The organism is Streptomyces sp. NPDC047072 (assembly GCF_040643855.1).
In the GTDB taxonomy this organism is placed as follows: domain Bacteria; phylum Actinomycetota; class Actinomycetes; order Streptomycetales; family Streptomycetaceae; genus Streptomyces.
The window spans coordinates 63,058-74,393 of the sequence record NZ_JBEYVC010000035.1 but is presented as its reverse complement, the minus strand read 5'-3'; the positions used below and the strand labels follow the sequence as shown (position 1 = coordinate 74,393).

Below are 11,336 nucleotides of genomic sequence, written 5' to 3'. Positions count from 1 at the left end.
GTAGTGGTGGGCGCGCGCGGGCGACTGGCCGTGGAATGCGACGGAGACTACTACCACTCATCGGCGGAGCAGCTCCTCCAGGCCGTGGGCAGCACGCCCATCGCCAGGGCCGCCTTGAGGGCGTCGCCGAGCAGGAACGGCGTGAGGCCGGCCGCGATCGCGGCGGAGGCGGAGAGGCCGGCGGCGTAGGCGAGGTAGGGCACGCCGACCGCGTAGATGATCGCCTCGCCGACCAGCATGGTGCCGGCCGTCCGCCATACGTTCCGGTCGGCGCCGCGGCGGGCCAGGGCGCCGACGGCGGCGGAGGCCAGGATCATGCCGAGGATGTAGCCGAAGGAGACGGAGAACCCGGAGGTGCCCTGCGCGAACCACGGGAGCCCGGCGAGGCCCGCCACCGCGTAGACCGCGAGGGAGGCGACGCCGCGGCGGGCGCCGAGCGCCGTGCCGACCAGCAGCGCGGCGAAGGTCTGGCCGGTCACCGGCACCGGGGAGCCGGGCACGGGCACCGCGATCTGCGCGGCGAGACCGGTGAGCGCGGCGCCGCCGAGCACGAGGGCGACGTCCCGGACGCGGGAGGCGGGGATCAGGTCGGCGAGGACCTGGCCGGTGCGGGCGGGGACGACGGCGGTGCTCATGGGGACTCCGCGGGGGTGGGAGCGGCAAGGGACACCGGCGACGCTATCCCAGCGCCCGCACGCCGATCACCGTCAGCGCCCGACAAAGGGGGCGACGGCGGCTTGGTGAGGTCCGGACAAAGGATGCGGGTTACACGCGGTACGGCGTGACGCCCGTCACTGAGGTGGGGTGGCCGGGCACACGAACGTCCCCTACGGGGCGCTGTAGGGATCCACCAAACGAACCCTAGTGGTCTGGTGGGATTCCGGTCTCCTGCCCTACCCTTCGAACCATGGTCGCCCAGTCCCGGTACTTCTCGTCGCGTCGCCACGTCGATCTGCGACGCGTGGGCACGGCCGCCTGTCGCCACCGCGGGTGAGGCGGGCTCCGGCGCGCCTCCCGAAGAGACGGCGCAGTGTCGGACCCGTACCCGAGGATGATCGCCATGCCGCCCACCGAGGCACCCCCTGTCCCTTCTTCCCTGCGGCGCCGGACGAGCGCCAGCGTCGTCCTGCGGTCCGTGCTGGAGCACGGGCCGGTGGCGCGCAGCACCATCGCCCGGCTGACCGGACTGTCGCCGGCATCCGTCACGGACTACTGCGCCCGGTTCACCGAACTCGGCCTGATACGGGAGTCGTTGGAGCCCCGGCGGTCGAACGGCGTGGGGCGCCCGCACGTCCCGATCGACCTGGACGACTCGCGGTTCGTGGTCGGCGCGGTGCATGTCGCGGTGCCGTACACCACCGTCGCGCTGCTCGATCTGCGCGGCCGGGTGCTGGCCCGGCGTGAGCTGAAGCACCAACGCACCGATCCCGCAACGGTGTTGGCGCGGGCCGCCGAAGGGCTGCGGGCGTTGCTCGAAGGGGCCCGCGGCTGCCGCCCGTTGGGGGTCGGCGTGGCCGTCGGCGGCTGGGTGGACCGGGAGTCCGGGACCGTCGTCGAGCATCCGCTGCTCGGCTGGCGCGAGGTGGCCGTACGCGACACGCTCGCCCGGCACACCGGCCTGCCCGTCCATGTCGACGGCCACGCACGGGCGTTGGTCGACGCGGAGCGGCTGTTCGGGCGGGCGCGCGGCAGCCGGAGCCTGCTGCATCTGTTCGTCGGCAACGTCGTCGACGCGGCCTTCGCCACCCACGACGAGGTGCACCACGGGCCGCGTTCGCAGGCCGGCGCCATCGCGCATCTGCCGGTGCCGGGCGGTACGGAGCCCTGCGACTGCGGGCGGATCGGCTGCCTGCAGGCCGAGTTGAGCGAGCGGACGCTGTGCCGGCGGGCGCGGGAGGCGGGCGTCGTCGACGGCGACAACCCCATGCACGTGCTCGCCGCGGCGGACGCCGGCGACCCGGAGGCCGTACGGCTGCTGGTGCGGCGGGCGGGCGCGGTGGGACGGGCGGCGCGGCTGCTGCTGGACGTGCTGAACCCGGAGACGGTGGTGGTGACCGAGATCGGGGTGATCCACCGGCAGGACTGCCTCGCCGCGCTGCGCGCCGGGGTCGGGGACGCGCGGGCGGCCTCGGTCATGTCGACGAGTTTCCCGGATTCGGTCCTCGCCGTGGCGGGCGGCGCGGTCGCGCTCGACGTGCTCTACCGCGATCCGCTGGCCGTGTGACCTGAGGCTATTTAATTCAGAAACTCCGAATGTTGACAGGGATTCCGCATGACCCCGAACATCCTGTTCATGAGCCCTCGCCTGCAGTGTCGCGCCCTTTGTTGCTGACACGTTGCCCCGTGTGACCCGCTCATTTCCGCTGCACTGATTCAGGGAGTTCTCCCATGCCTTATTCCCGCATGCCCCGTTCCCGCACGTCCGGAATCGACCGGCGGCTGTTCCTCTCCTCCGTCCTCGGCACCGCGGCCGGGGTCGCCGGGCTCAGCGGCTGCGCCGGAAGCAGCGCCGCCGCCGACAGCGTGGGTGCCTCGACCGCCCCGCTCGCCGAGAAGGTCCCGGCCGGTACGAGTCTGAAGATCACCTCCTATCTGGGGACCCAACAACTCCAGTTGAAACTCGGCAGGTTGGGTGCGCTGCCGTTCAAGGTGTCGAGCTGGGTGAATATCGCGGCCGGTCCCGATGTCATCAACGCCTTCCGCGCGGGCTCCCTGGATCTCGCCAACAACGCGGGTATTCCGCCGATCCAGGCGCATTACCAGGGGCTCGACGCGAAGATCGTCGCGATCAACATCACCCGCAAGCCGAACTACCTGTTCGCCACCAAGCCCGGCAGCGACATCCGTACCGTCGCCGAATTCAAGGGGCGGAAACTCGCCTTCTCCCAGGGCCAGGCCCAAGGAGTCGTGCTGCTGCGGGCGTTGAAGGAGGCGGGCCTCGCCTACGACGACGTCGATCTCGTCCCGCTGACCAGCAACCAGTTCCTCACGGCCCTGCAGTCCGGCCAGGTGGACATCGCCCCGCTCGCCAACAGCCAGGTGCCCGCCTACCTCCAGCAGTACGAGGCCAAGGGCGCCCACACCATCGACACGGACGTGGTCGACCTGCTCAGCCTGCTGTGGGCGCCGACGCCGGTGCTGAACGACCCCGCGAAGGCCGCCGCGGTCGCCGCCTACATCCCGTTCTGGGCCAGGGGCCTGGTGTGGTCGTACGAGAACCCGGACGTCTGGAACGAGGAGTTCTACGTCAAGACGCAGAACCTGACCCCCGCCCAGGCGAAGGGCATCACCGCGCTCACCAACAAGCCGCTGTTCCCGCCGAGTTGGGACGAGGCGATCCAGTGGGAGCAGGAGACCGCGGATCTGCTCGCGGAGGGCGGCTTCGTGAAGAAGTTCGACGTCTCCTCGCTCTTCGACCACCGCTTCGAGGGCATCGCCGCGAAGTCCGTCCCGGCGGAGTACCGGAGGTGAGCGCCGTGACGACCGCGACCCTCACGGTCCCCGAGGTGACCGAGCCGGTCCGCAGGCGCCGCCGGCTCTCCCCCGGCAAACGGCTGCCCGCCGCCCGGCTGGTCGGGCCGCTGCTCCTGCTGGCCCTGTGGGCGGCCGCGTCCGCCGCCGGGCAGTTGGACCCGGCCGCGATCCCCGCCCCCTGGACGGTGGTGAGGACCGGCGTCCGTCTGTGGACCGACGGGACGCTGCCCACCGACATCCTGACCTCGCTCGAACGGGCCGGGTACGGGTTCGCGATCGGGCTGGTCGCAGGGGTCGTGCTCGCGCTGGCCGCCGGGCTCAGCCGGGCCGGCGAGGCGCTGATCGACGGGACGGTGAACCTCAACCGGGCGATCCCGACCCTCGGGCTGATCCCGCTGTTCATCCTCTGGCTGGGCATCGGCGAGGCGTTCAAGGTCGCGATCATCGCCATCGTCGTCTACATCCCGATCTACCTCAACACACATGCCGCGCTGGCCGGTATCGACCACCGGTACGTCGAACTCGCCGAGGTGCAGGGCCTGTCGAGGGTCGCGTTCGTCCGGCAGATCGTCATCCCCGGCGCGCTGCCCGGATTCTTCGTGGGACTCCGGCTCGGTGTGACCGGCTCCTGGCTCGGTCTGGTCGTCCTGGAGCAGATCAACGCCACCAACGGGCTCGGCTACCTGATGTTCCAGGCCCAGAACTACGGCCAGAGCGACGTCATCCTCGTCGGGCTCGTGGTCTACGGGGTCTTCGGCCTGGTCTCCGACAGCGCGGTCCGTCTCGTCGAACGGAGGGTGCTGTCATGGCGCCGCACACTGAGCAGCTGACCCGGCCGGCCGTCGCCGTACAACTCCGGGGACTCACCCGGTCGTTCGACGGGCGGACCGTCCTCGACGGCATCGATCTCGACATCCCCGCCGGGCAGTTCGTGGCCCTGCTCGGGCACAGCGGCTCCGGCAAGAGCACGCTGCTGCGGGCGGTCGCGGGGCTGGACCACGAGGTGGTGGGGAGCGGGCAGCTCTCGGCTCCGTCGAGGGTGTCCGTGGTCTTCCAGGACTCGCGGCTGCTGCCGTGGCGGCGGGTGCTGGACAACGTACTGCTGGGGACGGACGGCGAGGCGAAGGGGCGGGAGGCGCTCGCCGAGGTGGGCCTGAAAGGGCGGGAGAGGGCGTGGCCGAGCGAGCTGTCCGGCGGCGAGCAGCAACGGGCCGCGCTGGCGCGGTCGTTGGTGCGCGAGCCCGAACTCCTGCTGGCCGACGAGCCGTTCGGGGCGCTGGATGCCCTGACGCGGATCAAGATGCACGCGCTGTTGCGGGAGTTGTGGAAGCGGCATCAGCCGTCGGTGCTGCTGGTGACGCATGACGTGGACGAGGCGATCGCGCTGGCCGACCGGGTGCTGGTGCTGGAGGCCGGGCGGATCGGAGTGGACCTGCTGATCGACCGGGACCGGCCACGGGACGAGTACCGGGCGCGGCTGCTGGCGGCGTTGGGGGTCACCGAGGACACGCGGTGACCAGAGCTCAAGGACAAGAACTCGTAAGCAAAGGAACCCTCATGACCCGCCACCTCCATCTCAACGCCTTCCTCATGAACACCGGGCACCACGAAGCCTCCTGGCGGTTGCCCGAGAGTGATCCGCTCGCCCATGTCGAGCTGGCGCACTACGTCCGGCTCGCGCGGACCGCGGAGCGCGGCACCTTCGACTCGCTCTTCCTCGCCGACGGGCCGCAGTTGTGGAGCAACCTCGCCCAGCGGCCGGCCGGGGCGCTGGAGCCGCTCACGCTGCTGACGGCGCTGGCCACCGCGACCGAGCACATCGGGCTGATCGCGACCGCGTCCACGTCCTACAACTCCCCCTACAACCTGGCCCGGAAGTTCGCCTCGCTGGACATCATCAGCGGCGGCCGGGCGGGCTGGAACATCGTCACCACCGCCGGCGCGGAAGCCGCCCGGAACTTCGGCCTGGACGCGGAGCCCGCGCACGCCGAACGGTACGCCCGGGCCGCCGAGTTCCTCGACGTCGCGCTCAAGCTCTGGGACAGCTGGGAGGACGACGCGATCGTCGCCGACAAGGCGGCCGGCGTCTGGGGCGACGACGCGAAGATCCACCCGCCCCGGCACCGGGGCACGTACTTCAGCGTCGAGGGCGCCCTCAACGTCCCGCGCTCACCGCAGGGTTACCCCCTGCTCGTGCAGGCCGGCTCCAGCGAGGACGGCAAGGAGTTCGCGTCCCGGTACGCCGAGGCGGTGTTCACCGCACAGCAGACCATCGAGGACGCGCGGGCCTTCTACGCCGACCTCAAGTCCCGTACCGCGGCGGCTGGTCGGGACACCGACCACATCAAGGTGCTGCCCGGCATCGTCCCCGTCATCGGCGCCACCGAGGCCGAGGCGCTCGCGAAGGAACAGGAGCTGGAGGACCACATCGTGCACCGGCACGGCGTGGCCGGGTTGGAGCGGCTTCTGCAACTTCCCGCAGGCACACTGGAGTTGGACAGACAGCTTCCCTCCGACCTGCCGCCCGAGTCGGCCGTCGAGGGCGCCAAGAGCCGCTACACGCTCGTCGTCGACCTCGCCCGGCGCGACCGTCTCACCGTCCGGCAGCTGATCGGGCGGCTCGGCGGCGGACGCGGGCACCTCACCTTCGCCGGTACGCCCGAGCAGGTCGCCGACGCGATCGAGACCTGGTTCACCCAGGGCGCCGCCGACGGCTTCAACATCATGCCCGCCGTCCTGCCCTCCGGCCTCGACGCCTTCGTCGACCACGTCGTGCCGATCCTGCGCGCCCGCGGTCTGCTGCGCGCGGAGTACGGCCCGCGCCAGACCCTGCGGGAGCGCTACGGCCTCCCCCGCCCCGCCAACCAGTACGTCCAGCCCGTTTACGCCTAGAAAGGACCCTCAAATGTCCGGTATCGAGATCCGCAAGGTCACCGCCCGCATCGGCGCCCACGTCTCCGGCGTCGACCTCTCCAAGCCCCTCGACGAGGAGACCGTCACCGCGCTCCGAGAAGCCCTGGGCGTCCACAAGGCGCTCGTCTTCAGCGAGGTGGACCTCGACGACGCGGGCCAGCAGGCGTTCGCCCGGCACTTCGGCGAGCTGACCACCGCCCACCCGACGGTCCCCTCGATCGACGGCGTCCCGAACGTCCTGCCCGTCGACAGCGAGCGCGGCCGTGCGGCCAACCACTGGCACACCGACGTCACGTTCGTCCTCAACCCGCCCCAGGCCAGCACCCTGCGCAGCCTCACGATCCCGCCGTACGGCGGCGAGACGCTGATCGCCAACTCGGCGGCCGCGTACCGGGATCTGCCGGAGCCGCTGCGGCGGCTGGCCGACGACCTGTGGGCCGAGCACACCAACGACTACGACTACGCGGTGCCCGAGGAGGCGCTGAACGACGAACACGCGGCCGCCCGCGCCCAGTTCACCTCCATCACGTACCGCACGGCGCACCCGGTCGTCCGCGTCCACCCGCTCACCGGTGAACGCGGGCTGTTCATCGGCGGGTTCGCGCAGCGGATCGTCGGGCTGTCGGTTGCCGAGTCCCGCAAGCTGCTGGACCTGTTCCAGTCGTACGTCACCCGGCCGGAGAACCTGCTGCGCCACCGCTGGTCGGAGAACCAGCTCGTGCTCTTCGACAACCGCATCACCCAGCACTACGCGGTCGACAACTACGACGGCCTCCCGCGCCGCCTGCACCGCGTGACGGTCGCCGGCGACGTCCCGGTGGGCACCGAGGGCAAGGAGAGCTACTCCATCCAGGGCGACGCCTCGCACTACACGGCCGTGGCGGCATAACCGCGACCGCCACCAGAAAGATCCCCCGGTCCACCCGCGGGGGTCTTTTTGTTGCTAGCCTGCAGTTGCAAGTTGGTTGCAATAAGAGGTTCGGAGGGGCCTGCCCATGTCCGTCTACACGTTGCCCGAGCTGCCGTACGACTACTCCGCGCTCGCGCCCGTGATCAGTCCCGAGATCATCGAGCTGCACCACGACAAGCACCACGCGGCCTATGTGAAGGGCGCGAACGACACCTTGGAGCAGCTGGCGGAGGCGCGGGACAAGGGGGCGTGGGGGGCGGTCAACGGGCTGGAGAAGAACCTCGCCTTCCACCTGTCCGGCCACATCCTGCACAGCATCTACTGGCGGAACATGACCGGCCCGAAGGACGGCGGCGGGGAGCCGCTCTCCGTCGACGGGGTCGGGGAGCTCTCGGACGCGATCGTCGAGGACTTCGGGTCGTTCGCCGGGTTCAAGGCGCAGCTCACCAAGGCCGCCGCGACCACACAGGGCTCCGGCTGGGGTGTGCTCGCCTACGAGCCGCTCAGTGGGCGGCTGGTCGTCGAGCAGGTCTACGACCATCAGGGCAACGTCGGCCAGGGGTCCGTGCCGATCCTGGTCTTCGACGCCTGGGAGCACGCCTTCTATCTCCAGTACCGCAACCAGAAGGTCGACTTCATCGACGCCATGTGGGCCGTCGTCGACTGGCAGGACGTGGCCCGGCGTTACGAGGCCGCCAAGTCCCGCGCGGACGTGCTGCTGCTGGCCCCCTGAGCGTCGTAGGAAAAGAGCGTCCCGCCTCGTGATCGTCTTCTCAGCCTTCGCGTGGGCGGGCGGAGGGACGGGAGCCCCCGCGAGGACGTGACTCGCGGGGGCTCTCCGGTGTCGCGAGGGCCGGACAGGCTACGGCTTGCGGCCCAGGCCGCCGTGCTGGCCGATCGGGGCCGGGGGTGTGTCGCCCTCGGGGTGCCACAGGGGGACCGAGACCACGCCCGGGTCCACGAGTTCCAGGCCGTCGAAGTACGCGGTGATCTGTTCGACGGGGCGTAGGAAGTAGGGGACCGCGCCGGTCTCGTTGTAGGCGTCCTGGGCCTGTTCGTAGTCCGGGTCGGTGCCGCGGGAGCCCTCGTTGAGGGAGAGGTAGCTGCCCGAGGGGAGGCCCGCCAGGAGGTCGCGGACCACGCCGCGGGCTACGTCGTAGTCGGCGACATGGCCGAGGATGCCGCTCAGGATCAGGGCCGTGGGGCGGGTGAGGTCGAGGGTCTTCGACGCCGCCTCCAGGATGCGCCCGGAGTCGTAGAGACTGAGGTCCTCGTACGCCGTCTCGCCCTCCGGGGTGGAGGTGAGCAGGGCGCGGGCGTGCGCGAGGACCAACGGGTCGTTGTCGACGTAGACGATCCTCGACTCGGGGGCGATGCTCTGGGCGACCTCATGGGTGTTGTCGACCGTGGGCAGCCCGGTGCCGACGTCCAGGAACTGCCGGATGCCCGCCTCCCGCACCAGGTACCGGATGCTGCGCCCGAGGAAGGCCCGGCTGCTGCGGGCGATCGTGACGATGCCGGGGAAGACGGCGGTGTACGCGTCGCCGGCCTCCTCGTCCACGGGGTAGTTGTCCTTGCCCCCGAGCCAGTAGTTCCAGATCCGGGCCGAATGCGGCACCGAGGTGTCGATCTCCGTCATGTGCCCATGGTGCTACGGCAGGTCGGGCTCGCAGGGCACATTGAGTGAGAGAAGTGCGGCGGATCCCTCCGTGTCCAGGCGTAGTTCGGTGATCGCCGCGTTGCGCAACTGGGGGAACACTCTGCGGTACTCGGCGAGCGGGATTCCGAGCAGGGTGCAGAGCGCCAGCCGCAGCAGGGTGTTGTGGGCGACGACCAGTACGCGTTCGCCTTGGTGGGACTTGGCGATTCTGCGGAGGGCCGCGCTTCCTCGGGCGGCGGCTTCTCTGGGGTTCTCGGCCTCGGGGAAGGGGTACGTCACCGGGTCTGCGCGGAATGCCTCGGCTGCGGCGGGGACTTCGGCCGCGAACTCGGCGAGGGTGCGGCCCTCTACTACGCCGAAGTCGCACTCTCTTAGGTCGTTTTCGCGGTGGGGGGTGATGCCGAGGGCTTGGGCGGCCGGTTGCGCGGTGGCGATCGCGCGGGAGAGGGGGGAGGTCCAGATCGCGTCTGGGCGGTGGGTGGTGGACCAGCGGGCCAGGGCGGCTGCCTGTTCGCGGCCTTTTTCTGTGAGGCCGATGTCGCTTACGCCTGCGTAGCGGTTTTCGGCGTGCCAGATGGTTTGGCCGTGGCGGGTCAGGAGGAGGGTTGTGGTCATGGGGTGGTCCTGTCGTCGGTCGGTGCGGCGCCATCGTGGCTGGTCGCGCAGTTCCCCGCGCCCCTGGGTGGGCTGGAGTGCGGGTGGGCCGCTACGTGAGGTGGGAGCCAGCCGCGCTCGGTGAGTTCGTCGACCAGGCGGGCGTACTGCTCGACGAAGAGAGCGGTGCGCTTCGGGTTCGGGTCGAGTGTCGTGCGGATGCGGACCATGCGTTCCGCGATGTCCGGCAGTGGCTCGCCCGTGACGCCATGGGCCGCCAACGCGGCCATTCCCAGGGCCGGTTCGGTCTGTTCCGGGATGCGGGCCGGGCGGCCGAGGATGTCCGTGCGCAGTTGGTTCCAGTACGCGCTGCGGGCGGCGCCGCCGGTGAAGGTGAGGGGGCCGTCGAGGGGGGCGCCGAGGTGGTGGAGGTAGTCCAGGCAGAGGCGCTCGGCGAAGGCCACGCCCTGGAGGAGGCCGGCCCAGCGGTCGGCTTCGTCGGCGGGGGTGCCGAGGGTGAGGGCGGTGGCGTCGGGGGCGAGGAAAGGGAAGCGCTCGCCCGGGGAGACGAGGGGGTAGGTGAGGGTGCCGGACGGTTCGAAAGCGGCGGCCCGTGCGTCCATGGCGGCGGGATCCGGTACGGCGGGCAGCGCGCCCGCGCCCACGCTGGAGGCCCCGCCGGGAAGCCAAGTGCCGTCCGGGGCACGGTGGTTGTAGACCACGCCGGTGGGGTCCCGGACGGGGTCCGCGGTGGCGCCCTTGAGGACGAGGGTGGTGCCGAGGACGGAGTTCCAGGAGCCGGGGCGCAGGGCGCCGGCCGCGATCTGGGCCGCGCAGCCGTCGGTCATCCCGGCGATCACGGGGGTGCCGGCGGGGATGCCGGTCGCCTCGGCGGCGGCCGCGCAGACCTCACCCAGCCGGGTGCCGGGCGGCACGACCTCGGGCAGACCGAGGTCCCGGTAGAGGTCCCGGGCGAGGTCGACTTCCGGCCACGCGCCCCGCTCCAGGTCGTAGCCGCTCTTCAGGGCGTGACTGGCGTCGGCGGGGACGGGGTGGCCGACGAGGAGGGCGGTGATGACGTCGGGCTGGTGAGCGAGGCGGAGACCGGAGGAGCGGGGGAAGCCGGAGGAGCGGAGGGGGCCGGAGGATGAGCAGGGGCCGGAGGAGGAGCGGGGGCCGGAGGATGAGCGGGGGCCGGTCGAGGACGCGTGCTCACCATCGGCGCCCGCGCCGGGCCCACCCGCGGCCGCACCGGGGCGGGGCCCACTCGTGCCCGCTCCGAGCCCACCCGCGTGCGCGCCAGGGCGGGGCCCACTCGTGTCCGCTCCGGCCCCGCCCGCGCCCACCCCACCGCCGTACTCCCGCCACAGCCACAGCCCCTTCGGCAACCCCCATGTGTCCTGGACCGCCAGCCCCGCCTCCCGTAGCGTCTCCGCCTCCGCACGGGCTCGCCGGTCGTCGTACATGAGGGCCGGGGTCAGGGGGCGGCCCGTGAGGTCCGTCAAGAGGACCGTTCCGGACGTGCCGCAGATCGCGAGGCCGCCGAGCCGGGCGCCGGGCAGGGGCCGCAGCGCCGCCCCGGTCGCCGTGCGGACCGCCTCCCACCACTCCCCCGGCTCCTGCTCGTGCCGTGCTCCGTCCCGGCGCCCGGTCAGCGCGGCCGTCCCCGCGCCGAGGACCCGGCCGTCGCCGGTGACCGCCAGCGCGCGGACGCTCTGCGTACCGAGGTCGATCCCCAGCCACACCGTCTCGTTCTCGTCCGTCATCCCGACCTCCCACCTGCAT

At 71.5% G+C, this 11,336-nt stretch carries 11 protein-coding genes; 7 read left to right on the top strand and 4 right to left on the bottom strand.

Annotated features, from left to right (window positions below; all coding sequences use genetic code 11):
* Positions 1 to 50: 50 nt before the first annotated feature.
* A complete protein-coding gene (locus ABZ896_RS17865) occupies positions 51 to 635 on the bottom strand; it encodes a biotin transporter BioY (protein ID WP_360929169.1) in 585 nt (194 codons plus the stop codon).
* Positions 636 to 1,060: 425 nt separating this feature from the next.
* Here ABZ896_RS17865 and ABZ896_RS17860 point away from each other — a divergent pair, with 425 nt between their 5' ends.
* From ABZ896_RS17860 to ABZ896_RS17830, 7 genes are all read left to right on the top strand, one after another.
* Positions 1,061 to 2,224, top strand: coding sequence for an ROK family protein (locus ABZ896_RS17860; RefSeq protein WP_360929166.1), 1,164 nt, complete (start codon positions 1,061 to 1,063; stop codon positions 2,222 to 2,224).
* 179 nt (positions 2,225 to 2,403) lie between these two features.
* The gene (locus ABZ896_RS17855) at positions 2,404 to 3,471 is read left to right on the top strand and encodes an ABC transporter substrate-binding protein (protein WP_360929178.1); all 1,068 of its coding nucleotides are present in this window, start codon (positions 2,404 to 2,406) and stop codon (positions 3,469 to 3,471) included.
* The gene (locus tag ABZ896_RS17850; RefSeq protein ID WP_360929163.1) at positions 3,468 to 4,304 is read left to right on the top strand and encodes an ABC transporter permease; all 837 of its coding nucleotides are present in this window, start codon (positions 3,468 to 3,470) and stop codon (positions 4,302 to 4,304) included. The genes ABZ896_RS17855 and ABZ896_RS17850 overlap by 4 nt, the downstream gene beginning before the upstream one ends.
* Positions 4,280 to 4,990: an ABC transporter ATP-binding protein gene (locus tag ABZ896_RS17845; RefSeq protein ID WP_360929160.1), complete on the top strand. Its 711-nt coding sequence runs from the start codon at positions 4,280 to 4,282 to the stop codon at positions 4,988 to 4,990. Before ABZ896_RS17850 ends, ABZ896_RS17845 begins: the two co-directional genes overlap by 25 nt.
* A 41-nt stretch (positions 4,991 to 5,031) precedes the next feature.
* Complete coding sequence (locus tag ABZ896_RS17840) at positions 5,032 to 6,366, top strand: LLM class flavin-dependent oxidoreductase (protein ID WP_360929157.1); 1,335 nt, start codon at positions 5,032 to 5,034, stop codon at positions 6,364 to 6,366.
* Positions 6,367 to 6,379: 13 nt separating this feature from the next.
* On the top strand, positions 6,380 to 7,276 hold the full coding sequence (locus ABZ896_RS17835; protein WP_360929154.1) for a TauD/TfdA family dioxygenase: 897 nt from the start codon (positions 6,380 to 6,382) through the stop codon (positions 7,274 to 7,276).
* A 106-nt stretch (positions 7,277 to 7,382) separates the two neighbouring features.
* A complete protein-coding gene (locus ABZ896_RS17830) occupies positions 7,383 to 8,030 on the top strand; it encodes a superoxide dismutase (protein ID WP_360929152.1) in 648 nt (215 codons plus the stop codon).
* A gap of 129 nt (positions 8,031 to 8,159) precedes the next feature.
* Here the strand turns inward: ABZ896_RS17830 and ABZ896_RS17825 are convergent, their stop codons facing one another.
* The 3 genes from ABZ896_RS17825 to ABZ896_RS17815 are packed head-to-tail and all read right to left on the bottom strand — an operon-like array spanning position 8,160 to position 11,317.
* Entirely contained in the window at positions 8,160 to 8,936 is a 777-nt protein-coding gene (locus ABZ896_RS17825) for an SAM-dependent methyltransferase (protein WP_360929149.1), read from the bottom strand.
* A 12-nt stretch (positions 8,937 to 8,948) separates the two neighbouring features.
* Positions 8,949 to 9,572 (bottom strand): histidine phosphatase family protein, encoded by a 624-nt coding sequence (locus ABZ896_RS17820; protein WP_360929146.1) that lies wholly within the window; start codon positions 9,570 to 9,572, stop codon positions 8,949 to 8,951.
* Positions 9,569 to 11,317, bottom strand: coding sequence for an FGGY family carbohydrate kinase (locus ABZ896_RS17815; protein WP_360929143.1), 1,749 nt, complete (start codon positions 11,315 to 11,317; stop codon positions 9,569 to 9,571). The genes ABZ896_RS17820 and ABZ896_RS17815 overlap by 4 nt, the downstream gene beginning before the upstream one ends.
* Between the last annotated feature and the right edge of the window lie 19 nt (positions 11,318 to 11,336).

Excerpts from the sequence above, each read along its gene's own strand:
- ABZ896_RS17865 (WP_360929169.1), bottom strand. The coding sequence starts at position 635 with ATGAGCACCGCCGTCGTCCCCGCCCGCACCGGCCAGGTCCTCGCCGAC.
- ABZ896_RS17860 (WP_360929166.1), top strand. The coding sequence starts at position 1,061 with ATGCCGCCCACCGAGGCACCCCCTGTCCCTTCTTCCCTGCGGCGCCGG.
- ABZ896_RS17855 (WP_360929178.1), top strand. The coding sequence starts at position 2,404 with ATGCCCCGTTCCCGCACGTCCGGAATCGACCGGCGGCTGTTCCTCTCC.
- ABZ896_RS17845 (WP_360929160.1), top strand. The coding sequence starts at position 4,280 with ATGGCGCCGCACACTGAGCAGCTGACCCGGCCGGCCGTCGCCGTACAA.
- ABZ896_RS17840 (WP_360929157.1), top strand. The coding sequence starts at position 5,032 with ATGACCCGCCACCTCCATCTCAACGCCTTCCTCATGAACACCGGGCAC.
- ABZ896_RS17835 (WP_360929154.1), top strand. The coding sequence starts at position 6,380 with ATGTCCGGTATCGAGATCCGCAAGGTCACCGCCCGCATCGGCGCCCAC.
- ABZ896_RS17830 (WP_360929152.1), top strand. The coding sequence starts at position 7,383 with ATGTCCGTCTACACGTTGCCCGAGCTGCCGTACGACTACTCCGCGCTC.
- ABZ896_RS17825 (WP_360929149.1), bottom strand. The coding sequence starts at position 8,936 with ATGACGGAGATCGACACCTCGGTGCCGCATTCGGCCCGGATCTGGAAC.
- ABZ896_RS17820 (WP_360929146.1), bottom strand. The coding sequence starts at position 9,572 with ATGACCACAACCCTCCTCCTGACCCGCCACGGCCAAACCATCTGGCAC.
- ABZ896_RS17815 (WP_360929143.1), bottom strand. The coding sequence starts at position 11,317 with ATGACGGACGAGAACGAGACGGTGTGGCTGGGGATCGACCTCGGTACG.